A 23,168-nucleotide genomic window follows, 5' to 3' on the forward strand; every position below is an offset into this window, starting at 1 on the left:
TTGGGCACGATACATCGCCGCCGTGAGCCCGTTCTCTCCGGTGTTGGGACTCGTCCGTTCGATCCTCGCGGCGGCAGCGCTGCTGACGCTCGTGCTCACGCCGACCGATCAGCTCTTCTTTCGGAGCGCCACGTTCCCGAGCGGCACGAACTGTGCGAATGCGACCTCGTGGATGTCCCTGTTCTGCATCGGGTCCTCGAACGGGCAGCTCGAACCGGCGCGGTGGATTGCGGTGATCGTGCTCGCACTCGTGATCACGGGGATCCTCCCGGCGGTCACCGCTCTCCCGCACTGGTGGGTGACGTGGAGCCTGATGGCCTCGAGCACCGCCGTCGACGGTGGCGAACACCTCGCTGCGAACTTGACGCTCATCCTCGTTCCGATCCTGCTGCTCGATAGGCGCCGTTGGCACTGGTCGCGGGACAGCAGGTACGGGCGTCGCAGCCCGTGGGTCCCGAGCATCGCCTACGCCGCTGTCGGGTTGTGGGTGCTGCAGATGATGGGCGTGTACTTCCAAGCGAGCGTCGCGAAGTTCGCGGTACTCGAGTGGTCCGACGGCACTGCGCTGTGGTACTGGATGCAGAACCCGGTGTTCGCTCCACCCGCCCCGATCGGTGATGTCGTTCGATCTGCTCTGGCGTGGTTGCCGTTCACGGTCGTGTTGACCTACGGAACGCTCGCACTGCAGCTCGCGTTGGTCGCTGCCGTCTTCCTGCCGCAGCGGGCGAGGAGACTGTTCCTGCTCCTCGCCGTGGTGTTCCACCTCGCGATCGCTTGCCTCATGGGACTCTGGAGCTTCTCGATGATCATGATCGCCGCGGACGTCCTGCTCCTCGTGCGACCCCACGAAGCCACGAGTCTCGCGCAAGTCATCCATTGGCGCCTCGGACGCGCACAGGGGGCTGAGCATGTCAGCGGTTGACCGCTCCTTCCGCAGCTTCGCGGGTCGCGGAGCGTTCTTCGCGACGGTGATCGTGCTCGCCCCGGTCGTCGTGATTGCTGTCGCCGAGGCCGCGCGCAGACAGTTCGACCTCCCGTCGATCGTGGTGCTCGTAGCCGTCAGCGGTGCTCTGGCGTGGGCGACGTCATCTGCAGCCAGGACCGCCGCGTTCGTGACGTGCTCACCCGACCACGTCACGGTCGGTTTGGCACCGTTCTGGAGAACGCGCCTGGTTCGTCGAGACATCCAGACGGCGGATCTCGTCCAGATCGACGCGTACGCCGAGTACGGCGGGTGGGGGATCAAGGGATCGGCGAGAGCGAGCCGAGGTCGTCTCTACTCAGTCGGCGGCGACGCAGGCGTGCGGTTCGTGATGCGAGACGGGCGAACCTACGTGATCGCCTTCACTGACGGGCGAACTGCCGGAGCGGTACTCGAGGCGCTCGACCGTCACGCACACCGCTGATGCGCGATCCCGAACGGAAGGCGCACTTCCCACCCGGACGGGGATCTCGGTATCGGTCGTCCACATCGCTCCCAATAGGCTTCGGCGGTCGCGAGCATCGGCGACGGATCAGAACGGGGAACGCATGACCGACGAGGCAGTTCGGTACGAGACACGCACGGTCAAGTGCGTCCGTGGCATGGAAGCGCGCACGGCAGCACGTTGGGAGCAGGACGGATGGGAGGTCGTCTCGCAGAAGCAGGGCCGGCTGCAGTCCGAGCTCCTCCTCCGGCGACCGGTACGGAAACTCTCCCGCCGAACCATCGTGATCGGCGGGGGAGTCGCCGCGGCGATTGTCGTGGTGATCGTCCTCGGTGCGACGGGGGTGTTTGACGACGACAGCAACGGTGGAAGTGACGCTGTAGCGGACCCGCCCTCCGCCAGCTCGACGGCCGGATCTCGCGTAGAGACGCCGGAGCCGTCAGCCACGCCGAGGTCGGACCCCCAGGCCGAGCCAGCCGTCCTCACTGCAGCGAACTCGCCGGAGCTCGCCGCGCTGCTGCAGCTCGGCGACAACTGCGACCCGTCGATCGACGCCTTTGCGAAGCAGTACGAAGGACGCACGATTGCGTTCGACGGTTCGATTCTGAAGATGAACAACCACGGCAGCTACGCCACGCGCTACGACATGCTCATCGGCGCCGGCGACTACAGCACGACGTCGAACCGAGGTCCGTCGTTCCAGTTCGAGGACGTCAACACGACGTTCGACATGCACTACACGGGCGACGTGCCGGACACGATCGGCGAGGGCACGAACCTCGGCGTGACGGCGACGGTCGGTGCCTACAATCCGACCCAGTGCCTCTCCCGGCTCAAGCCGGTCGAGACGTCTGTCCGATAGTCCCGGCCGTACAGTGCAACCGTGAAGCCGCCCGTCCTACCGTTCGATCCCACCGCTCTGTCGATTCGGCAGTTGCTCGCCGCATCGGTTGCAGTGGTCGACGAGCTTCTGCGGCGCGGGCTCGTGCGGACGCGGAACGCGCCGCTCGGCGACCTCGCCGAGACGATCGCGCTCCGCGCCTTCGGTGGAGTACTCGCTCCGAACTCGGAGAAGAGCTACGACCTGCTGTCCGATGACGGCAAGCGGGTTCAGGTCAAGGCCCGCCTCGTCGACCCCGCCGACAGGCGATCGCAACCGTTCTCAGCGTTCCGGTCATGGGACTTCGACATCGCGCTGTTCGTCCTCTTCGACTCGCGGACATACGACATCATCTGGGCGCGCGAGCTCGCGCGGATCGAGACACAGCAGCTTGGGCGGCGCGTCGAGCACACGAACTCCTCGGCCGTCCTCGTGCGCCAGGTCGCGTCCGCGGGCCGGGACGTCACCCGAGCGCTGATCGCTGCGTTCGACGGTCTGGACGAACCCGACTGAACCGGCGTTGCGCTCAGCGACCGCTCCCCGCTCCACCACGCACCCCGACCCACAGCCCGTCCCGCGCCCGCGTCATCCCCACGTACAACTCCCGACGGCCGCGCTCCCGCCGCTCCCGCTCCGTCTCGGACGGCTCACTCGTCTCCGGATCCAGCAGCCGACGATCGACGTGCGCCAACAGAACCTGCTTGAACTCGAGCCCCTTCGCCCGCTTCACGGTGCCGACCCGCACCGCGTCGGACGTCCTGCCGGAGTACTCGTCGAGCATGATCACGGGGATGCCGGCATCCCGCAGGACGCCCCGGACGTCGTCCGCCTGCCGCTTCGTCGCCGTGAGGATCCCCACGTCCCCGTGCCCCGTCCCGATCAGCCGCAGCACCTCGCTGAGCCGCGCGACCATGGAACGGTCGTGCTCGGCGCGGCTTGCGAACCGGTGGAACGCCGGCGCGGGACCGGAGCGCGAGACATCGGACACCGCATCGCCGACGCCGTCCACGCCCTCGATGTCGACGAACTGGTCGTCCGCCACCATCTCCTTCGCGAACTCGAGGATCTCCGCCGTGTTGCGGTGGTTCACGTCGAGCACGACACCGCGTCCGGAGAGGCGGATGCCGACCTCGCCGAGCGTGTACCCACCCGGGTAGATCGTCTGCTGGCCGTCCCCGATGAGCGTCAGCCCGTCCGCGCGATCCCCGACGAGGTGGTGCATGAGCGAGACCATCGCGCACGACAGGTCCTGCGCCTCGTCGACGATCACCGCGTCGTACCGCTCGAGCGGCACCGCCGCGACCGCGTCGCGCGCGAGGAGCACGATGTCCTCCCAGTCGTGCGCGCGCCGCTCGCGCAGCTCGCGCGAGTACGCCTCGTAGAGGTCCCACACCGCCTGCCGCGTCTCCACGGGCAGCGCGTGCTTGCGCCCGACGCGCGCGAGGTCGGCGTACTCGTCGAAGCGCGTCAGGCCGCGTCCCTTGATGACGTGCTTGATCTCGTCCTCCCAGTAGGAGCGCGAGAAACGTGAGGACCGCAATGGACTGGAGGCGCGGATCGCGTTCCAGGCGTCGTCGAACGCGAGTCGCGCCTCCCGTCCTGGCGTGCGGAACGCGATCCCGCGTTCCTTCAGCAGGCGCGTGGCGAACGCGTGGACACCCATGAAGTCGATGCGGCCGACCATGTCGGGCGCGAGGCGCTCGAGGAGCGACTCGAGGACCTTCGGCAGCGTGCCGATGTACGTCGTGAAGAGGACACGGCCGCCGGTCGAGCGTGCGAGGTAGGCGGCGCGGTGGAGGCCGACGACGGTCTTGCCGGTGCCTGCGGCGCCGCGGATGCGTGCCGGGCCGTTGAAGCTGCGGCGGACGAGCTTCGCCTGGGCGGGCTCGAGGAAGGCCATCCAGTCCTCGATGGGTGCCTCGAGGACGCCGTCGAGGAGCTGGTCCGTGAGCTCGTCGTCGAGCGTGGCGATCGTCGGGGCGGGTTCGCGGGGGAGGACGGCCGCGGGGACGACGATCTGCGGCGGTGTCGCTGCGTCCTCGCCGATCACGGGGAAGTGGGTGAGCATCGCCGCGAGGACCTCGTCGACGCGTGATGCCGAGAGCCGTGCGCCGCGCTTGGTGATGTGGCCGACGAGGTCGTGCGTGCCGACGACGTCGACGGAGGCGACGCGGGCGTGCATGCGTTTCTGGCCGGCGAGTGCTGCGACGGCGTGGACCTCGCCTGGCGCGAGCCCGATGTCCGCGAGGGTGGCCTCGGTGCTGTACGCGAGGTCGGCGAGGCGGGCGATGTCGTCGGTGACGTCCTCCTGGCCGCGGGTGATCCGGTCGCCGTGGACCGCGACCTCGCGCCAGGCCTTCGTGTCGACGATGAAGACGCCGGCGCGGCCGACGACGACCATGTCGACCTGGGCGGTGCGGCTGCCGGGCCAGCGGCGGTCGGCGAGGAGGTGGTAGCCGATGCCGGCGAGAGGGGCGAGGAGCTGGGCGGTCTCGCTCTCGGTGCGTTCGGCGATCTCGAAGCGGGCGGCACGTTGTTCGGCGTCGTGTGCCTGGCGTCGGAGTTCCTGTGCGTGGCTGCGCTGGCGGCGTGCTTCGACACCTGCCGATTCCCCGGCGATCGTCATGGTGTTGTCCCTCGGGGAGTCCCTGGTCCTCGGTGCCGCTCGTCGTCCCCGGGACGAGTGGTGTTGAACCATCCTCGTGGGTGGGGAGAGTGGGCGGGAGTACCCGTTGTGGGGCCGTGAGCGTTCGACAGAAGCGAGCCCCGCATCGAACACGACCGCGAACGGACCTACCGATTCACGCCGAGAGCGCGAGATTCGACGAAGGTCCGGACAACCGAGGGAGGGGCCACGGCTCGGCCTCGGAGCAGATCTTCGAGACGAACTCCGTCGACCATGTCGTACACGGAGATCCTCGACAGCCGGACCACGCCCGCTGTAGCAGCAACGTCCTTCATGGCGTCATAAAGGGCGCGCTGCTTCCAACGCGGCGCGCCACCTCCCTCGAACGTCCAATGGGGCGCAGCTGCCCCGAACATCCGCTCGGCCGAAGGACTGCTCCACCGTCGGCCGCCGGTCCCAGATCGCCGTTCATGTGTTCGGCAGAAGTCCTCGTACGCAGCCGCCCAGGGCGCGCTCGCCCCGGTATCGACATCGAGCGTGACGGCCCGGTACCGGTTGAAGTGCATCTCCTCGTCGAGCTCGACGAGGATGCCGTCGTACGCGAGGTCCCATCCGCCGGGACGAAGTTTCGGCTCGTCGAGGACGCCGCCCAACTGTCGGTAGAGACCTCTGATCGCCGACCGCGCTCCTTCCGGCAGCTCGGGGAGCCGTGGGCCTCGCTTCGCCGGCCGCGAGGCGAGGCCTGCGTGCTGCAGCATTCGATCGAGAGCACTGACACGAGCGCCGGTCTTCGGCACGAGCTCAGTCGGCTTCCGCTGCGGTGAGGTCGGCGTCCTTCTTTTTCTTGAACAGGCCAGCGACGCGCCCACCGACTACGTCCGCGGCACCCGCGACGCGCCCGCCGACGTTCTTCGCGACCGTGAGGGCCTGCGCCTCGTCCGGAACTCCGTCGCCGTCGAGGTCGACCCGACGGAAAACCCGCGTCGCGGAGCTCGCGGCGCCGGAAACTCCGGTCCCGACTGCCCCGGCGGCTCCGGTCACCCACGTGCCGGTCGAGCGAGCAGCATCCTCAAGCGCGGCGAGCGCACGATTTTCCGATCCCTCGTCGTCATCGCCGGCGGTCTTCACTGTCAGCGCGAGGTGGTCGGGGAAGTCATCAGGTACCTCCGGGAAGGCGGTCCGCGATGACTTCACGACGTCACGGCCGAACACGAAACGGGCGACGCCTCCGGTGATCGCGCCGACGCCGTACTCCACCGTGGCTCGCTGCTTGCCGGTCAGACCTTCACGCACGGGGTCGAGCTCACCGGTCTGGATTGTCCGGACCAGGGTCTGTGCAGCGCCGCCCGGCAGTGCGTCCGACAGCGTCGTTGCCCAGTGTGACCAGTCGTCTCGGCCGGCAGCGATCTTTTGCCCGGTGGTGACGGTGCCGTCAGTGGTGACCTCCGCGACGTCACTGGCCATCGTCGCGATTTGCTGCTGGCTCACGCGTTCGTTGGTCAGGCCGAGGACGAGGGCCTGCGCCTGGTCCTTATCGAGATCCATGCCGTGCAGATCCGCGAGAGCAAGGCCGAACACCGCGGTGATCTCGAACTGCAGCTGCTGATCGCCGGCGGGCAGGAGTCGTGCAGCGGCGCCCTTCGCACCGGTTTGCGCGGCGCTCTTTGCGAGGTTCTTCGCCGCGAGCTTCATTGCCCCCTTCGTCCCGGCCTTCGCAGCCTGCGCGCTCGCGCTCTTGGCACCAGCGACCGCGGGTCCAGCGACCGGGATCATCGCGATCGCGATGTCCGCTGCGATCGAGCCGACCGTAATCGCGGCACCGGCCGTCGTGATGGCGGTCGTGTACTGGCGCTCGAGCATCAGGACGATCTCTGCGGGAGTCGCGGACGGATTGCGGCGACGGAGCCAGCGGACGTACTGGCGTGCGACGGCTCGGCGGCCGGACACAGCCTTCGCGATGTCACGGTCGACATCGTCCGCGGCCACCTCGGCTTCGAGCGTCACGTCGGATTCGTCGGCGTCGGTCATGTGGGTCATCCTTCGGGGTGAGTCACGCTCGGGTCTTGCAATCGAGGACATCGTTGCACGGACGGCGGACGTTTCTCGCGTCCAGCACCGCGTTGGCCTCGGCACGGTTGAACAAGGCTCGCAAGCCGTTGGCGATACAGAACGCAGCCGTTTAGCGCCCGGGTTTGTGCGGACCGGCGAGATGCATGTTGCTGGACGCATCAGCGCGCTGATCGGGCACCTGAGCGACCTCCGCACCGGACGCTATCCGCCGGACGCCATGCCGAATGCGCTCGAACCGGTTTTTATCGTTGTCGAGCCCGCACCGCTCGATGCCCCGGACGGCTTGCCACGACCGAGCCTCGGCGGAACCTGGATCGTCCCGATTCCGGAGCTGCACCTTTGCATTACTCGTGCGGGCGACGTCATGCACCGTGACACGATGGAATCGGTACGATCTAGCGTCACCGGCGACTTCGCTGACGAGGCACGAGCCTGGACTGCAGTCGAGCCGCGCCGTCGCGAGCTATAGATCGACACCGACGGGGCGGTTGGCGGGTTCATCGGCGCAACTGCGCGACTGCTCGGCTATCTCGGCCCTGACACGGCTGGCGACGTAGCCCGTGGGTTCTTCACGCCGCACTTCTACGCCACCGATGGCCGGACGTCGTCGATGCCGACGGCGGCGCGCGGCTAAAGTCAGACGTCGCCACTAAGGTGAAGGACCGTGCGTCGCTGCGGGTGACCACCTACGGCGATGCGCTGATCACTGAAGATGAGCAGGGGACTGAGCGCGTTGCGACGGTGACACCGGCTGGCTGGTTCCCAGGGCATCTGGGCTAAGGAGAGCAGAACGATATGGCCGCGCCTGACAGCTTCATCGTTGACAACACGAACGACGATTGGAAGGCACTCCAGTACGTCCGCGCATGGTGTGAGCTGAGCAGCTCGATCGACATCGCTACTGGGCACTTCGAGATCGGCGCCTTCCTCGCCCTCGACGGCGAGTGGCAGAAGGTCGACAAGATCCGCCTGCTGATCGGCGGCGAGACGAGCCGCTCGACCGCCGATGCCGTCGCGGCGGCGCTCGACACTTCAATCAAGGTAGAGCGGCAGTCTGGCGACGCCTTCCTCACCGGCATCGACGCCGTGGTCGATGGCATCCGCAGCGGCAAGGTCGAGATCCGCGTCTATAAGCCGAGGAAGTTCCACGCGAAGGCGTACATCACCCACGCCCGGAACCCCGTTGTCGGTGCCGAGGCGCTCGTCGGCTCCTCGAACTTCACCCGCCCCGGCCTGACGCAGAACGTCGAGCTCAACGTCCGCCATTCGCGGTACCGAGACCGTCGAGCTGCAGGCCTGGTACGAGGGCCACTGGGCGCAGGCGACCCCGGTGAATCCCGAACTGCTCGCCGTCCTTGATCACAATGTCCGCGATTTCACGCCTTTTGAGATTTACGCGAAGGCGCTGCAGGCGCTGACCGCGAACGCAGACCCGAGCGACGAGGGCTGGGAGGCGACCGAGTCCGCGATCTATCCGATGCTCGCGCCCTACCAGCAGGAGGCATTCCATTCGCTCATCGAGATGTCGAAGCAATGGGGCGGTGGATTCCTCACCGACGGTGTCGGTCTTGGGAAGACCTTTGTGGGTCTCATGCTCACCGAATACTTCGCGGTTCGACAGAAAAAGAATGTCCTGATTATGGCCACAAAGACTGGTAAGGACGCCGTCTGGGACCCGGAGCTCAAAGAGAAGCTCCCGGAGCTATTCGGTGGTCAGTTCTCGAACGTCCTCGTCCGTGCGCACACCGACCTCACGACAAACAAGGGCGCGGCTGAAATCGAGCATCTCGCTAAGCGCGCCGACATCGTCATCATTGACGAGGCGCACAACTTCCGAAACCACGGCGCGAAGCCGACCGAGGAGAACCCGTGGGGCTCCCGTTGGTGGCGGATGCAAGAGATATGCAAAGGCAAGACCGTTTTCCTGCTCACCGCGACGCCGATCAACAACACCTTCTTTGACCTCGTCCACGAGGCGGAGCTCTTCACCGGCGTCGATGCCGACAACCACTTTGCGAGCATCGGCGTGAACTCTCTGCGGAAGTACATCATCGACTTGGAAAAGCCATTCAAGAACGCAATTCCGGACCACGCCGCGATCGACGCGCTCATGGCGAAGGACAAACTCTTTCAGGCGATCATCCACCAGAACAGCCGTAAGTACGCGGTCGATAGCGCGAAGCTCGCCGGCGGCACCGAGGTGGTTTTCCCGGACACGCAGGTGCCGAAGGTTGTGCCCTACGAATTCGGCCTGCTGTACGCGCCGCTGTTCAAGGAGATCCAGGCCGCTTTCAGTCGCGCGACTCCCCTCTTCGTTCTGCCGATGTACTACCCGCTGGCCTTCTCGACCGATAAGGACATTGACACGATCGCCGAGAACCGGCAGCGGCAGGTCGTTGCACTCATCCGCACGATCTTCCTCAAGCGCTTCGAGTCGAGCCTCGCCGCCTTCGCCGGCTCGTGCCTCGACCTCTCCGCGAAGGTGCTCAATTGGCTCGACGTCAACACGAAGGGGGACGCGGTGAACGAGGCGAAGCTCGCCACCTGGCGCGTCGCCCATGAGCCGACCCTGCAGAAAATCCACGACACGTACCGGGCGACGCTCGACGAGGTCTGGCACGAAGAGGACCTCACCGAGGAGGAACTCGAAGAGCTCGAGTACAACCTCGTCGGCGGCAGCTACAAGCTCGATGACATGGTCGATGCTGCCTTCGGCGACCTTGATCAGCTCCAGAGGTTCATGGATTTTGTACTCGCTGGGGCCCGGGATTGATGACAAGTACCTGCAACTCCGCACGCTGCTCCTCGGGCCGACGAAGCAGGAAAAGAAGGATAAGAAGGTCTTCGACAAGAAGGTCTTCACTGAGGAGTTTCGAACCCGACCCGTCATCGTCTTCACCGAGTTCGCTGACACAGCCCGGTACTTGGAGGAGCGGCTCCGCGCCGACGGGCTCGCCGATGTCGACCGGATCGACGGCACACGCGGGAACGATCGATACGCGATGATCAAGCGCTTCGCACCCTTCTACAACAAGGTCAGCCGCGCTGACCGGAAGCAACTCGCGCCGCTCCGGGTGCTCGTCTCTACCGACGTGCTCAGCGAAGGTGTCAACCTCCAGGACGGCTCGCTTCTCGTCAACTACGACATTCACTGGAATCCGGTTCGCCTCATGCAACGCATCGGCCGCGTCGACCGCCGGATGAACCCGGCGATCGAGGCCGAGCTCATCAAGGAGCACCGGCTCGCGAAGAGTGAGCGCGGCCACATCCAGATTCGCAACTTCCTTCCACCTGAGGAAATCGAGAGTCTCCTCGCCCTCTACGGCCGCGTTCAGGGCAAGACCCTCATGATCTCGAAGACCCTCGGTATCCCTGGCGGTAAGCTCATTGACGAGTCCGATCTCTACGACGACGTCAAGGTCTTCCAGGCGTTCAAAGACGAGTACGAGGGCGAAATCGCCCCAATCGAAGAGCTGCGGCTCAAGTGGCTTGGCGTTGTCAAGGACGATCCATCGCTGCCGGACCTCATCGACCGGCTGCCCGACGGCATCTCCGTCGCGAAGGAGGGCGAGCCCGCGGGCCTCTTCACCGTGCGCCGCGTCCCGGTGCTCGTCAAGCCGGAAGAGAATGCCGAGCCGGAGTGGAGCCTCAGCCCCGGGCGCATCGAATGGGTGCTGAAGACCGAAGGGGGGATTGAGCGTGGCCTGCTCGCGATCGACGCCGCGATTGAGGCAAAGCCCGATGACAAGGCGAAGCCCTTCCGCGCGAAGGGCGGGCTGCTCGCCTCGCTCCGCGAGTTCGAGCGTGACGAGACAAAGCAGCTCCGCAAAGACGTTCAACTCCCGCTCGACGCCCCGACGCCGGAGACCCTGGCCTGGATTGAGGTGCAGTAATGACAGACGATGTGCGACTCCGCTCGCTGATACAGACCGCCCCGCAGTCGCTCTCGGATCTCATGCATTTGCTATGGGAGGGCCTCGGATGGCCTCTCTATGACACGGCTTTGGAGCCAGAAGAAGTCCTCATCGATTGGAGTCCCGAGGAACTTCACCTCGACCCTGACCACGTCGCGCGGCTCTCGCGCATATCGCAGATCCCACCACTCACTGCGAAGCAGGATTTCGGGACCTTCTACCTGCAGTTTGAGGGCGGGCAACTCCCGATTGGAGCGGTGCGCCGCCTTGTTCAGCGGCTTATCACGAGCAGGCGGGGCAAGGCGGGTGGTAAGACGCCGACCTGGAATCTCCACGACATTCTCTTCTTCTGCCTCGCGGATGGCGACGAGGCGGTCCTCCACGTTGTCAACTTCCAGGAGCGCAACGGCAAGCGCCTCCTACGGGTACTCAGCTGGAACGACAACCCCACTGAGGCCCGGCTCAGCCTGCTCGCTCAGCGCGCTCTCTCCGAGCTGACCTGGGTTGAAGAGGAAGGGCCGCGTCTCATCGTCGAGCCGGATCAGGCGGCGGGGTTCGCCGCGTACCGGGAAGGCATTCGCAACGCCAAGGCGCTCTCGACGCGCATGGCCGAGGTCGCCCAAGATGTCCGCGACGAGGTGAAATCGCTCCTCGCGGTGGAGACTGAGAGCGGCCCGATGAAGTCGCTATATCATGACGTTAAGGAGCGGTTAATCGGCGACATTACTGAGGTGCGCTTCGCTGACGTGTATGCACAGACGATGGTTTATGGTCTGCTCACCGCGAGTATCGCCCATCCCGAGGACTTTAAGACCGAGCGGTCGCTCTCTGTGATGAAGTTCGACAACGAGTTCCTCGATGCGATCTACTCGCGCTTCCGCGACGAGGCGGATGGTTTGCTCGACGTTGATGAACTCGGACTCTCAGACCTTACTGAACAGCTCGCCACGACAGATGTCGACGAGCTGCTCGCTGACTTCGGGGCTGACAACCAGCGTGACGATCCGGTGGTCTATTTCTACGAGGAGTTCTTAGCGCAGTACGATCCAGATCAGCGGCGCGACCTTGGCGCCTTTTACACGCCGAAGCCGGTAGTTCGCTACATCGTCAAGACAGTCGATGACGCGTTGAAGTCCTTCGGCTTGCCGCTCGGCGTTGCCGACCCAACGACGTGGGCCGACTACGTACGGGTGCACCCTGACACCGAGATCCCGGTGAATGTCAGCCCGAGCGACGCGGTTGTCTCGATGTTCGACCCGGCGAACGGCACTGGCACCTTTCTCGTTGAGTGGCTTGAGCAGGCGAAAAAGAACGCTGGGCCCGGGGCCGTAGAGGCAGCGCTCAAGCATGCATCCGCCGTGGAGATTTCGCTGGCCTCTTATGCAGTCAGCCACCTGAAGGTCTCGCTCGATCTACCTGAGGGTCTCCGCGAGCAGTCACGCCTTCCGATCTTCCTCGGCGATACGCTGGGCGCGCGGCGAGCAGGCGGGCTCGTTAGTCTCGACGATCCAATCGGTGCTGAGGGGCGACTCGCTGATCAGGTGAAGTTCGACCGTCATCACAACGTGCTGATTGGCAACCCCCCGTGGGACCGAGTCGAAAGCGAGGGAACTGGCGGGTTCATAACGTCGAAAACGCGTGGTACGACGGCGACCGGATTCCGGTCCCTATTTGACGATATCTTCGACGACGCTAAGCAGAATACGATTTTCAGCCACCACGCGAGCCTGTATAACCTCTATGCATACTTCTGGCGGCTCGCGATATGGAAGGTGTTCGAGGAAAACACCGGGCCAGCAGTCGTCTCGATGATCACTGCCTCGTCGTGGCTCACTGGCCCTGGCTGGCTCGGTCTCCGTCGCCTAGCACGGGAGGTCGCCGACGAGATCATCGTGCTAGATCTGCACGGCGACGGGCAAGGAACGCTTCGCGACGAGAACGTCTTTGACATCACCTCGCCGAATGCGATTGTCACGCTTGTGCGACGCGGGCGCGGCGATAGAAGTACGCCGGCAGCCGTTCGCTACGCAAGCTTCTGGGGGACCCGCTCCGACAAGCTCGCGAAGCTATCGAGCCTCGCTACTGGGGACACTGCACTTGAGACTGAGGATGCGGGGTCTGACTGGCACGCACCGTTGGTGCCACCGACGGGCGGCGCCGAGTGGTTGGCCTTCCCCGCGCTCGTTGATCTCCTACCTTGGCAAATTGCGGGATGCAAGTTCAGCCGTACGTGGCCAAACAACCCGTCGGCCGAAGTTCTTCGACAGCGATGGATGTCGCTCGTTGGTACGTCCGACTTGACTGAGCGGGCAAAGGCATTTTCCACAAAGCCAACGGGGCGGAACATTTTCACGCGCGTTAGTGGCACAAAGCGCCTCGCTGACCTAGGATCAGACGCGGAAATTCCTGCAATTGAGCGTTACCAGTACCGATCTTTTGACAGGCAATGGGCACTCGCAGACCCCCGGGTTGCCGAGCTTGAGCGTCCTTCTCTGTGGGAGTCGGTTTCGAATCGGCAGGTGTTTCTCGCAACCCTGGCGAGCTATGCGGTCGGGCCAGGGCCCGCGCTGACTGCTTCAACTGCCGTCCCGGACATGGCGGTGTACCGCGGCTCGTTCGGGGGCAAGGATGTCTTGCCACTCTATCGAGACGCCAAGGGGACTCCGAACGCCGATCCCGCGCTGCTCGAGAACGTCACGATCGCACACCGCATGATCGTTCCCGAGTCGCCCGAAGTAGCGCCGGAACGATTGTTCGCTTACATCTACGGGGTGCTTGCCGGGACCGACTACACGGGCCGGTTCAAGGAGGCTCTGGCGACGCCCGGAGCAAGGGTCCCCCTGTCAGCCGATCCCGAGTTATTCGCCGCAATGGCCGATCATGGTGAGCACCTGCTGTGGCTCCAAACGTTCGGGGAGCGTTTTGTGGCTGGCCGATCGGAGCTGCCGGTCCCAGCGGCGCGTTGGCAGCCCGAGCCGACGCGTCCGCCGGCGGACAGGTCTGAGATCAAGTACGACGCCGCCAAACGCGAGCTGCGAGTCGCCGATGGACTTCTTGCAGGGCTTGCCCCGGAGATATGGAAGTACGAGGTGACCGGTATGGAGATCATCCCGAAATGGCTCGGCTATCGAATGCTGAAACCCGGCGGCAGAGCTGCATCGAGCAAATCCCCGCTCGACTTCATACGCTCCGATGTCTGGCCTACTGAGTGGAGTGCTGAACTTCTCGAAATTGTCACCGTGCTCGGCGAGACCATCCGGCTTCAGCCTGTGGGAGTCGAACTCCTTAATGAGGTCCTTGGTGGCCCACTCATCGACGCCTCGGACCTCCCGCAGCCGCCGGCCTGGATGCGGCAGCCTCCGACGAAGGTCGACGGGAATGCTCTCTTCTGAAAATGATATTCGTTGGCGGGTGCAACGCTTTGCTGATAATTCAGCCTCAGCTAGGTGCAACGGCGCAGGTATCTTGCAGCTGAGGGGACTGCTGCGGGCTCGGTTGACTCCTGACCTCTGAGGATGCGTTCTCCGGTGGAAGGATGCTGATCATGGCAAAGCCGTGTACCGAGCAGTTCCGAGGCGATATTGTCGCGGTCGCTCGTAGGGGTGAGGTCCGTTGCATCAGGTCGAGAAGGACTTCGCGATCTCCGAGGAAACCGTCACGAACTCGCCCCGCCGCGTGGACATCGATGACGGAGTCCCGCCCGGCGACATGAGTTCCGAGAACGCCGCGCTACGGGAGTTGCGGAAATGGACCCGGCTGCTGAAGCAGGAGAATAAGATCTTCCGGCGTGCTGCGGCGCATCTCTCGGAGGCGCACTTCCCAAATGATGTTTCTATGTCTGCTGTCAGGCGGTGCTGGCGTTGAGCGGGCGGAAGATCTGGCGGCTGATCTAGCGCTTGAAGTTGTGGCGGACGTTGCGGCTGCTTCACCCGCTGGTTCGAGATCGGTCGACGAAGGCGCGGGTGTCGGGTCGCAGCTCGTGGGGTTCTGGCGATGACGTCGATGGCTCGGTTTAGCTGGCGGTCACCGGATCGGCTCAGGCGGTGTCGGGTTGTGTTGCCGGACGATGCCGGGAGGGGTGCGACGCCACCGAGTGCGGCGAACGCAGCTCCTTCTTTGACTCGGCCCGCGTGCGACCAGGCGCAGATGATGATTGCTGCGGTGGCGGGGCAGACCCCAACGTTGGTGTGCAGTCCTGGCGCAAGTTCGTCGGCGAGTTTTGAGCAGCGACCACCTCCAGCTCGCGGTCATGCACTGGATCGATCCGGAAACATCGACATCGGGAATGCAATACCCATCGAGAAGCAATATCAACCCGCAGATCTTACTCGCGGCCTAAAAAAACAAGTCGACGACACCTGCAGCAGGCCCGGTCCGTGCAAGCCGGAACGGTTGTCAGCATTTTCATCCGGCCGGCAACGGGCCCGCTCCTTCACGGCCGCCCAGTGTCTACAACACCATGATCCGCACCACTAGGCCGCGGGGAGCGTTGGCGAGTTGACTATCACGCCTTTCACCTCTTGCTCGATGCGCCGCTACTTTGCCGAGACAGCGAAGTCAAAAAGTGGGTTCAAATCATGCTCCCAGAAAACGACAACTCCTGCGTCCCGTGCAGCTTTCAGAGCGGATAAGTCGAAAACGCCAGAAAGAACGACTCCTGTCACCGACTGCGCGCCAAAGTAGGTCGTCCAACCGTCTGCTTTGCCTCTAACCTCCCTGTTCACCCGCTTCCAGCCGTTTTTTGGCCCATTCGAGACCTTGCATTCGAGGAGGAACATGCGTCCGTCGAATAGTCGCGACGGAACGTCGCACTTGGCTCCGTGTACATGACGCTCTTTCGAATAGCTTCCGCGGTCGATATCGTCGAGGAGTTCGATCGGAGCGCGCTGTGCGTCAAAAGTCAAACCCGCAAGATTAAGAGTCTCTCCAGTGAGTTTTTCTTGGATCTTCGAAGCTGAACCGCGGCGAACCGTACCAAGGTGTTGTGCGGCCCAGAGGAGAGTCGTAGCTGAGATCGCGTGCTCTCGCTCTGAAGGCTGGGGATCCCGATTTTGGCTTACCCAAGGAAATCGAACGGGGTCAATGACGAGGTTCAATGCTTCGGCGGTGTCGTCTGCAAGTCGATTTGGGACGCGCCTGAACTTCGTGCCCCCCGTGAGGGTCCACAAGTCCTCTTGGCTGATCGGCGGGCCGGTCAGATACCGCGAGGGTTGCCACGCGTCTGGATCCCGCCTGAAAACGTCTCCATTCAAGGCTCGCAAGTTGTCGGACCCCCTCAAGAGTTCGTCAACCCGTGGACGTAGCTCCCAGTAGGTTCTTTCAAACGCATCGGGACCTTCCGCACGGCGTTTCGAGGTGAATTCGCGCTCAGCGCGGTCTCTGCCGCGCTGCAGGTCGCCGTCTGACCACTGCGGTGCGGCGAGAAACCTCCTCATGATGCCCGGATCCTGTCGGGCTGACGAGCTCTCAGATGACCATTTGTGTGGTGCTCGGCAATGGTGTAGCGCACTCGCTCCAGTAGAGTTGGCGACCAATCCTCCGATACTGGACGCTGAGGTGCTTCACCTAAGCGCAGTGCTTGCAAGACTTCCCTTCCTACAGCCTTCGCCATGTTGACTTGAACGGCGTTACCGATTTGCTGAAATCGCTGACTTCTAGTCCCGGCAAACCTCCAATCGGTGGGGAAGCCCTGTAGTGCCGCGCATTCCCTCCAAGTCAAACGGCGGAGGTCTGTATCATTCGCGAGGCGGACCCAATCGGGAGTGCCGGCTGCTCGGATAGTTCGGGACGGCAGGGATAGGTCTGCAAGGAATGCGTCTTGCCGATAGCCCCAGTGTCCAGATGGTCGGTTCGCCATCACTTTGCCGGCCGTTTTAATCCCCGTTCCCGGCTGTAGAGCGCGCAGAGCGCCAGCCCGGGAACCGGTCGGTCGGACTACATCTGTCTCGTCAGGGACTGGGAGCTCCTGAAGAGCTTCGCCCAGCGACCGCCAAAAGGGCAAGCCGTCCCTGCCGAAGCGGTCATTGGTCGGCGTGGGGAAGCTGGGCAAAGTGTGATCGCTGGTGGCAACCAAAATAACCCTCACGCGACGTTGAGCAGCTCCGAAATCTGCGGCGTTGAGAGTGGTGACCTTGGATGCGTATCCGATGCCCCAAAGGTCGTCCTGGATGCTCCGAAGAACTTCGCCGGGAGTATGTGTAGCGCCTCGCGCGGTAAGCAGCCCTCGAACATTCTCGAAGATAACAAACTTTGGTTGGAGCTCTTCGATTAGCCGAAGATAGTGAGCGATCAGCTGTCCACGCGGATCATCTAAGCCTCTCTGTAGTCCAGCTGAGGACCATGGTTGGCAAGGAGGCCCACCGACCACCAGGTCTGGACGCCAATCTGGTTTTGCCCTGTGAGGTCGGAGATCCGCGGCGGAAAGATCGACTACGTCCGCTTCGATGAGGTTAGTCTTGCTCATATATGTCGATCTGCGGCCGGCGATGGGGATTGCGGCATCTTGAGATCGTCGCAGGGTTTCCATCGCATGCGGGGCGAAGTCCGTCGCCGCGCTAATGTTCCATCCGGCTTGCTCCAAGCCGATGTCCAGGCCGCCCGCTCCGCTGAAGAGACTGATGACGGTCGGCGCCTTGCCCATGTGACCTCCGTGTTCCTGCCAGTGCCTGTATCGAACCAGAGGCCACCGACAGAACGAGACTAGATCACCCTGCGTGGCCGCCACGCTAGCCCTCGACCAGTGTCGTTGCTCCAACACGAGGCACGGGGCTTGCAACTCGAACTGTTGGCGCAGGAGTCGCCTCGAGCTGAACTGGCGGAAGGTCGTTGCAGTTTGGAATCAATCGAACATACCGCAGCCCTGCCACTAGCTGACTACCTTGAGGGCTCGGCAGCGTCCCGCTTGAGCCGCGCTACGACGCGAGTCGACCGCGCGTGCGCTCCGAGTCGTCCGCGATCGATCGCAATCACGCGACTCCTTCAGGGGCTTCAGTGGCAAGTCGAAACTCACGACTTGGCGAACATGAGTGCCGCTCGCGGCAGCTCCGAGGAAAGAGTCTGGTCGGCCGAGGAAGATAGGGCCTCGAGATCAGCCCGCACCGACCCCGACACCCCGAACACCATCGTCGCCACGAACCCCACGACGTACGCCACCACGAGCCCCGACCCGTACCCGAGTAACGCCCAGCCGTACCCGGAGGACCCGTTCAACAGCGGGATGAGCGACAGGTCCGACGCCCCGATGGCGATCGCCCCGACGGAGTGCCCGAGCTGGTCGAACAACCCGACGACCCCGCCACCGAACGCCCCACCGATGCACGCCGTGATGAACGGCCGCCCGAGGGGGAGCGTCACCCCGTAGATGAGCGGCTCGCCGACCCCGAGGAACCCTGCCGGCAGCGCCCCGCGGATGGTCCGCACGAGTGAGGCGTTCGACCGGAACCGCACCCACAGCGCGATGCACGCACCGATCTGCCCGGCACCACCCATCGCCAGCACGGGGAGCAGCACGGTCCACCCGGTCTGCTCGATGAGCGTGGCGTGGATCGGGATGAGTCCCTGGTGCATGCCCGTCATGACGAGCGGCAGGAAGAGTCCGCCGAGGATGAACCCGGCGAAGGCCCCGCCGTTCGCGAGCAGCCAGGTCGCCGCGGTTCCGATGGCGACGGAGACGACGCCGGCGACGGACATCAGGATGCCGAGCGTCACGGAGCCGGCGACGAGCACGGTGACGGTCGGCACGACGATGAGCGCGATGATGTCGGGCGTGACCTTCCGCATGAAGCGCTCGACGTAGGCGGCGAGGATGCCGCCGGCCAGCGCTCCGAGTACACCGCCCTGCCCGGGCGCCAGAGTTTCGCCGAACACGGTGACGTTCGCGACCCCGGCGGCGACGATGATGCCGCCGACGGCACCACCGAGAATGGGCGTCCCGCCGAACTCCTTCGCGGCGTTCATCCCGACGAACACGGCGAGCAGGGACAGGAAGCCTGAGGACAGCACGCCGAGGAACGGCGTCACCCCGGGCAGCCACCCCAGGTTCGTCAGGATGCCGTTGATCCCGGCGATGAGCCCGCAGGCGATCAGCGCGGGGATGAGTGGGATGAAGATGGCCGAGATGCGACGGATGGCGCGCATGGTGCGGCCGTCGGAGCGGGCACGGGCGGATGCCTTGATCGACGCGCCCCGCGCCGCCAGCTCCTCGGGCGACACCGAAGCCGAGGACACACCCGGAACAGGAGCAGCACGCAACGACTCGAGCGAGTCAGCCACGCGGTCCACCAACCCCGGCCCGAGCACGATCTGCAGGTTCGAGCCGGCCGCGATGGCGGCCATGACGCCCTCGGTGGCCTGGAGAGCGGGCAGATCAACCGAGGAAGGAGAATCCACCTCGACCCGCAGCCGGGTCATGCAGTTCTCGACGTCGGCGATGTTCGAGGACCCGCCGACGGTGTCGAGGATCTGTTGTGCGAGTTGCTGTGCATCGGTCATTGATGGTGCTCCTCGGGGGAAGGAAGGACGAACGAGAGAAATCAGGAAAGAACGGCGCGCAAGGAACCGTCAGCAGCAGCGAGCCGAGAACGGACGACGGACGCCGACGACCCGGTGAGGATCATCGCGATGGCCGTCTTCACCTCGCCGTCGGCAGCATCGAGGGCAGCAGCGACGTCGGAGGACGCAGCCCCGGTCACGTCCTGCACGAGCGAGAACGACCGCGCGATGAGCTTCTCGTTCGTCGCACGCACGTCGACCATCCGGTTGCCGTACGTCTTGTTGCTGCGCACCATCGCCAGCGTGGTGAGCATGTTGAGGACGAGCTTCTGCGCGGTCCCCGCCTTCAGGCGGGTCGACCCGGCGATGAACTCGGGACCGACGACCACGTCGATGGCGATGTCGGCTTCCCGCCCCGCGGCCGAGTCGGGGTTGCACGCGACCGAGACGGACAAGGCGGACCTGCGCCGCGCCTCCAGGATGGCCGCGATGACGTAGGGCGTCCTGCCGGACGCGCTGATCCCGACGACCACGTCGTCGGCCGTCAGGCCGAGCGCGTCGAGGTCGCGGACGGCGGCTGCTTCGTCGTCCTCGGCGCCCTCGACGGCGGTGGTGAGGGCGACGGAACCGCCGGCGATGACGCCGACGACCTGCGCGGGGTCGGTGCCGAAGGTGGGCGGGCACTCGCTGGCGTCGAGGACGCCGAGCCGGCCCGGCGTGCCGGCACCGACGTAGATCAGGCGGCCGCCGCGCGAGAACGCTGCGGCGATCGAGTCGGCAGCGAGGGCGATGGCCGGGAGGCACGGCTCGAGTGCCGCGGGCACGCTGCGGTCGAGCGCGTTCATGCGCTGGGCAGCCTCGAGGGTGGAGACGAGGTCGATGTCGTCGAGGGACGAATCGGTGGCCTCGGTCGCGAGGTGCTGCAGCTCCTCGCGGAGGTCGTCGTGGTGGTGCATGGTGCTCGATTCAGGAACGGTGATGCGTACGGACCGCGTGGCGGCTGCGGGCGAGGAGCGGGCGGGAGCGTTCGTCGGTGCGCTGGGCGACGACGATGAAGAGGGCGTCGACGATGGCGAGCTGACTCATCCGGCTGCCCATGGCGGCGGGACGGAGGTCGCTCTCGGCGCCGGCGACCCCGAGCAGGACGTGGTCGGTGTGGTGGGTCAGCGGCGAGGTGGCGTGGCCGGTGATCGCGACGACGGTGGCGCCGCTCCCGCGCGCGACGGCGGCGACCTCGAGTGCCTCGACCGTGGTGCCGGAGTGGCTCGTGATGACGAGGACGTCCTTCGGGCCGAGGACGCTCGCGAGGGTCAGGGCGTTGTGCGGGTCGTCCGCGATCGAGCTCGCGATGCCGATGCGTTCGAGCTTGAGGTGGAGGTCGCGGGCGACGATGCCGCTCGCGCCGACGCCGTACAGGACGACCCGCCGGGCCTCGCTGATGCGGACCGCTGCGGCTTCGAGGGTGAACGGGTCGAGCGTGGCGCGGGTGTCGCTCATCACGGCGCGGACGTCCTCGGTGACCTTCGCGATCACGGTGGTGACGTCGTCGTCGACGCTGACACCCGCGTGGATCTCGGTTTCGCGGCGCTCGTGGATGCCGCGCTCGACAGCCCGGGTCATGCTGCGCTGGAGTGCGGCGAAGTTCGCGAACCCGAGGTGCTGGGCGAAGCGGGAGACGGTCGCGGGGGAGACCCCGGCACGGTCGGCGAGTTCGGCGGCGCTCGTGGTGGCCGCGGTGCCGGGGTCGTCGAGGACGGCATCGGCGATCGCGCGCATGCTCGTCGGCATCGCGCCGGACTGGGTCCGGACGAGGGCGAACGCGTCGGCGCGGTCGGTACGGTCAGCGATCGTCATGCGCTCCATGAAAGCGCATTGCACCGACACTGGCCAGTACTGCAAGTTACTTTCGTGTTTCGTCGGCGCGTTCCGTGAGCAGAAAGTGTCGGGTCGCGGCCTCGGACCCGACCAGTTCTGCTCACCAAGCAGGCGACCTCAGGCGCGCCGGTACCGGGTCGCCGGCTTGCCCGGGCCCGCGGCAGCGCGCGACCCCGTGTCGACGAGCAGCGGCAGCATCGCCCGGCGGAACGAGTCGGGCAGGAGTCGCTCGCCACGGACGGCCTCGTGCACGTGCCGCAGTTCCGACATCGTGAACGGCTCGGGCAGGAGGCCTCGCGGATCGGGTGCCGCAGCGTACGACGCCCGCAAGGAGGCCACCGCGAACGCCACGATGTCGTCGTGCCCGTGCACCATCCCCGTCGCGGTGTCGACCGGGACCAGCCGTGCCTGTGACGGGTTCAGCGACGACAGTGCGGCGAAGGGCACCACGTCGAGGTGCGCCACGGACAGCACCCATCCCCGGTCGTCCCGCGCGGGGTCGTCGAACACGTGCAGCTGCGTCGGCGCCAGCCCCGTCACGCCGGCCTTGTCCGACAGTGAGCGCAGGACCGCCGAGGCCAGCCGCTCACCCTCGTGCACGAACGTCCCCGGCAGTCGCCAGTCGCCGTCGGTCGCATCGCGCACCTGCAGGACGGAGAGGTCGCCCCCGGTCGGCACCGTCAGCACCGCGGTGTCGACGGCGACGGACGGCCGCGGGTAGTCGGTCAGCCGCTTGCCGCTTGCGTCGCGGTACTGGTTCGCCATGGCAGCGAGTTTACGCACACTTGCGCAAACTGCGACGATCGTGCAGACTCGGGTTTGCGCAATTCCGCGCAAACCTGAGGAGGCAGCCGTGCTGACCACCGAACAGACCGACCGCGCGATCGGCGCCGTCATCGGCTCCGCCGCGGGCGACGCGCTCGGCGCGGGCTACGAGTTCCGCCCCGCCGTCCCCGAACCCACCCCGATCCGGATGGCCGGCGGCGGCTCGTTCGGCTGGGCTCCGGGGGAGTGGACGGACGACACGAGCATGGCCGTCCCGATCCTCCGCACGCTCGCGCGCGGCGGCGACCCGGCCTCCGAGGAAGCGCTCGACGGCCTCGTCGCGGCCTGGGCAGCGTGGGCGGTCACCGCGCCCGACGTCGGCATCCAGACGCGCAACGTCCTCACGGGTCTGGAGGCGCGGGTCGCCTCCGACGCACGCGCTGCGGCCCGGCAGGAACACGAGTACAAGGGGCAGTCGGCCGGCAACGGATCGCTCATGCGGACGGCACCGCTCGTGCTCGGGTACCTGACCGGTGCGGCCGACGAGGAACTCCGGCTCGCCGAGGCCGCCCGGGCGATCAGCGACCTCACACACTACGAGTCGGACGCCGGGGACGCGTGCGTGCTCTGGTGCGTGGCGATCCGGCACGCGGTGCTCACCGGCGAGCTCGACGTGCTGCGGGGCCTCGACCTGCTCGACCTCGAGAAGCGTCGGCTGTGGGTGGACCGGCTCGTCACGGCAGAGCACTCCGAGCCGGTCGACTTCACGGACTCGAACGGGTGGGTGGTGTCCGCGATGCAGGCCGCGTACTCGGCGGTCAAGCGGAGTTCGTCGCTCGAGGACGCCCTCGTCCGCGCGGTCCGGACCGGGAACGACACCGACACGGTGGCCGCGATCGCCGGTGGGCTCGCGGGTGCGCTGTACGGCGCGGCCGCGCTGCCGGGCGAGTGGCGCGAGCTCCTGCACGGGTGGCCGAGCCTGCGCGCGGACGACCTGGTCGCGCTGACCGAGCAGGCGCTCGCGACGCACTGAGCCGTCGCGCGCTCGAGTCGTGGCGGCGGAGGATGTCGTGGGGGGATCCTCCGCCGCCACCTGTGGGGCGGAGGCGAGCCGCGCCTCC

19 protein-coding genes and 1 pseudogene are annotated in these 23,168 nt (G+C 65.7%); 10 read left to right on the forward strand and 10 right to left on the reverse strand.

Annotated features, from left to right (window positions below; all coding sequences use genetic code 11):
• Positions 1–22: 22 nt before the first annotated feature.
• The 4 genes from QE359_RS10965 (at position 23) to QE359_RS10980 (ending at position 2,820) form a co-directional block, all read left to right on the forward strand.
• Positions 23–922 (forward strand): sporulation-delaying protein SdpB family protein, encoded by a 900-nt coding sequence (locus tag QE359_RS10965; RefSeq protein WP_309779176.1) that lies wholly within the window; start codon positions 23–25, stop codon positions 920–922.
• On the forward strand, positions 909–1,406 hold the full coding sequence (locus QE359_RS10970; protein ID WP_309779178.1) for a hypothetical protein: 498 nt from the start codon (positions 909–911) through the stop codon (positions 1,404–1,406). Before QE359_RS10965 ends, QE359_RS10970 begins: the two co-directional genes overlap by 14 nt.
• 124 nt (positions 1,407–1,530) lie before the next feature.
• The gene (locus QE359_RS10975) at positions 1,531–2,289 is read left to right on the forward strand and encodes a DUF4839 domain-containing protein (protein ID WP_309779179.1); all 759 of its coding nucleotides are present in this window, start codon (positions 1,531–1,533) and stop codon (positions 2,287–2,289) included.
• 21 nt (positions 2,290–2,310) lie between these two features.
• Complete coding sequence (locus tag QE359_RS10980) at positions 2,311–2,820, forward strand: DUF6998 domain-containing protein (protein ID WP_309779180.1); 510 nt, start codon at positions 2,311–2,313, stop codon at positions 2,818–2,820.
• 13 nt (positions 2,821–2,833) lie between these two features.
• Here the strand turns inward: QE359_RS10980 and QE359_RS10985 are convergent, their stop codons facing one another.
• The 3 genes from QE359_RS10985 to QE359_RS10995 all read right to left on the reverse strand — a co-directional run bounded on the left by QE359_RS10985 (position 2,834) and on the right by QE359_RS10995 (position 6,961).
• Positions 2,834–4,933, reverse strand: a complete 2,100-nt coding sequence (locus QE359_RS10985; protein ID WP_309779181.1) for a UvrD-helicase domain-containing protein — start codon at positions 4,931–4,933, stop codon at positions 2,834–2,836.
• Positions 4,934–5,100: 167 nt separating this feature from the next.
• Positions 5,101–5,730: a hypothetical protein gene (locus QE359_RS10990; RefSeq protein WP_309779182.1), complete on the reverse strand. Its 630-nt coding sequence runs from the start codon at positions 5,728–5,730 to the stop codon at positions 5,101–5,103.
• Positions 5,731–5,734: 4 nt separating this feature from the next.
• The gene (locus QE359_RS10995; RefSeq protein WP_309779184.1) at positions 5,735–6,961 is read right to left on the reverse strand and encodes a hypothetical protein; all 1,227 of its coding nucleotides are present in this window, start codon (positions 6,959–6,961) and stop codon (positions 5,735–5,737) included.
• Between QE359_RS10995 and QE359_RS11000 the strand changes: the two genes are divergently transcribed.
• The 5 genes from QE359_RS11000 (at position 6,960) to QE359_RS11020 (ending at position 14,309) form a co-directional block, all read left to right on the forward strand.
• On the forward strand, positions 6,960–7,472 hold the full coding sequence (locus tag QE359_RS11000; protein ID WP_309779185.1) for a hypothetical protein: 513 nt from the start codon (positions 6,960–6,962) through the stop codon (positions 7,470–7,472). The genes QE359_RS10995 and QE359_RS11000 overlap by 2 nt on opposite strands.
• A gap of 326 nt (positions 7,473–7,798) precedes the next feature.
• Positions 7,799–8,362 (forward strand): phospholipase D-like domain-containing protein, encoded by a 564-nt coding sequence (locus QE359_RS11005; RefSeq protein ID WP_309779186.1) that lies wholly within the window; start codon positions 7,799–7,801, stop codon positions 8,360–8,362.
• On the forward strand, positions 8,334–9,776 hold the full coding sequence (locus tag QE359_RS11010; RefSeq protein ID WP_309779187.1) for a DEAD/DEAH box helicase family protein: 1,443 nt from the start codon (positions 8,334–8,336) through the stop codon (positions 9,774–9,776). Before QE359_RS11005 ends, QE359_RS11010 begins: the two co-directional genes overlap by 29 nt.
• Positions 9,751–10,896, forward strand: a complete 1,146-nt coding sequence (locus QE359_RS11015; RefSeq protein WP_309779188.1) for a C-terminal helicase domain-containing protein — start codon at positions 9,751–9,753, stop codon at positions 10,894–10,896. The genes QE359_RS11010 and QE359_RS11015 overlap by 26 nt, the downstream gene beginning before the upstream one ends.
• Positions 10,896–14,309 (forward strand): type ISP restriction/modification enzyme, encoded by a 3,414-nt coding sequence (locus QE359_RS11020; protein ID WP_309779189.1) that lies wholly within the window; start codon positions 10,896–10,898, stop codon positions 14,307–14,309. The genes QE359_RS11015 and QE359_RS11020 overlap by 1 nt, the downstream gene beginning before the upstream one ends.
• 611 nt (positions 14,310–14,920) lie before the next feature.
• Here the strand turns inward: QE359_RS11020 and QE359_RS11025 are convergent.
• From QE359_RS11025 to QE359_RS11045, 7 genes and pseudogenes are all read right to left on the reverse strand, one after another.
• Positions 14,921–15,095: pseudogene (locus QE359_RS11025) on the reverse strand (transposase); the annotation flags it as partial.
• Positions 15,096–15,452: 357 nt separating this feature from the next.
• Complete coding sequence (locus QE359_RS19110; RefSeq protein ID WP_396127730.1) at positions 15,453–16,352, reverse strand: XamI family restriction endonuclease; 900 nt, start codon at positions 16,350–16,352, stop codon at positions 15,453–15,455.
• On the reverse strand, positions 16,349–17,557 hold the full coding sequence (locus QE359_RS19115) for a DNA cytosine methyltransferase (protein WP_396127731.1): 1,209 nt from the start codon (positions 17,555–17,557) through the stop codon (positions 16,349–16,351). Before QE359_RS19115 ends, QE359_RS19110 begins: the two co-directional genes overlap by 4 nt.
• A 365-nt stretch (positions 17,558–17,922) precedes the next feature.
• Positions 17,923–19,407, reverse strand: coding sequence for a PTS transporter subunit EIIC (locus QE359_RS11030; RefSeq protein ID WP_309779191.1), 1,485 nt, complete (start codon positions 19,405–19,407; stop codon positions 17,923–17,925).
• A gap of 41 nt (positions 19,408–19,448) precedes the next feature.
• Positions 19,449–20,363 carry an N-acetylmuramic acid 6-phosphate etherase gene (gene murQ / locus QE359_RS11035; RefSeq protein ID WP_309779194.1) on the reverse strand — a complete coding sequence of 305 codons (915 nt, stop codon included), beginning with the start codon at positions 20,361–20,363 and terminating at the stop codon, positions 19,449–19,451.
• 10 nt (positions 20,364–20,373) lie between these two features.
• The gene (locus QE359_RS11040) at positions 20,374–21,261 is read right to left on the reverse strand and encodes a MurR/RpiR family transcriptional regulator (protein ID WP_309779195.1); all 888 of its coding nucleotides are present in this window, start codon (positions 21,259–21,261) and stop codon (positions 20,374–20,376) included.
• Between the two features lie 138 nt (positions 21,262–21,399).
• Positions 21,400–22,047 carry an NrtR DNA-binding winged helix domain-containing protein gene (locus QE359_RS11045; RefSeq protein ID WP_309779196.1) on the reverse strand — a complete coding sequence of 216 codons (648 nt, stop codon included), beginning with the start codon at positions 22,045–22,047 and terminating at the stop codon, positions 21,400–21,402.
• 88 nt (positions 22,048–22,135) lie between these two features.
• Between QE359_RS11045 and QE359_RS11050 the strand changes: the two genes are divergently transcribed.
• On the forward strand, positions 22,136–23,080 hold the full coding sequence (locus QE359_RS11050) for an ADP-ribosylglycohydrolase family protein (RefSeq protein WP_309779197.1): 945 nt from the start codon (positions 22,136–22,138) through the stop codon (positions 23,078–23,080).
• The last annotated feature ends 88 nt before the right edge of the window (positions 23,081–23,168 follow it).

This window comes from Curtobacterium sp. SORGH_AS_0776 (assembly GCF_031453355.1).
Classification (GTDB): Bacteria; Actinomycetota; Actinomycetes; order Actinomycetales; family Microbacteriaceae; genus Curtobacterium.

What these genes read in the sequence shown, in the direction of transcription:
- QE359_RS10970 (WP_309779178.1), top strand. Translation starts at nt 909, where the DNA reads ATGTCAGCGGTTGACCGCTCCTTCCGCAGCTTCGCGGGTCGCGGAGCG.
- QE359_RS10975 (WP_309779179.1), top strand. Translation starts at nt 1,531, where the DNA reads ATGACCGACGAGGCAGTTCGGTACGAGACACGCACGGTCAAGTGCGTC.
- QE359_RS10985 (WP_309779181.1), bottom strand. Translation starts at nt 4,933, where the DNA reads ATGACGATCGCCGGGGAATCGGCAGGTGTCGAAGCACGCCGCCAGCGC.
- QE359_RS11000 (WP_309779185.1), top strand. Translation starts at nt 6,960, where the DNA reads ATGTGGGTCATCCTTCGGGGTGAGTCACGCTCGGGTCTTGCAATCGAG.
- QE359_RS10995 (WP_309779184.1), bottom strand. Translation starts at nt 6,961, where the DNA reads ATGACCGACGCCGACGAATCCGACGTGACGCTCGAAGCCGAGGTGGCC.
- QE359_RS11005 (WP_309779186.1), top strand. Translation starts at nt 7,799, where the DNA reads ATGGCCGCGCCTGACAGCTTCATCGTTGACAACACGAACGACGATTGG.
- QE359_RS11020 (WP_309779189.1), top strand. Translation starts at nt 10,896, where the DNA reads ATGACAGACGATGTGCGACTCCGCTCGCTGATACAGACCGCCCCGCAG.
- QE359_RS19110 (WP_396127730.1), bottom strand. Translation starts at nt 16,352, where the DNA reads ATGAGGAGGTTTCTCGCCGCACCGCAGTGGTCAGACGGCGACCTGCAG.
- QE359_RS19115 (WP_396127731.1), bottom strand. Translation starts at nt 17,557, where the DNA reads ATGGGCAAGGCGCCGACCGTCATCAGTCTCTTCAGCGGAGCGGGCGGC.
- QE359_RS11030 (WP_309779191.1), bottom strand. Translation starts at nt 19,407, where the DNA reads ATGACCGATGCACAGCAACTCGCACAACAGATCCTCGACACCGTCGGC.
- murQ (WP_309779194.1), bottom strand. Translation starts at nt 20,363, where the DNA reads ATGCACCACCACGACGACCTCCGCGAGGAGCTGCAGCACCTCGCGACC.
- QE359_RS11040 (WP_309779195.1), bottom strand. Translation starts at nt 21,261, where the DNA reads ATGACGATCGCTGACCGTACCGACCGCGCCGACGCGTTCGCCCTCGTC.
- QE359_RS11045 (WP_309779196.1), bottom strand. Translation starts at nt 22,047, where the DNA reads ATGGCGAACCAGTACCGCGACGCAAGCGGCAAGCGGCTGACCGACTAC.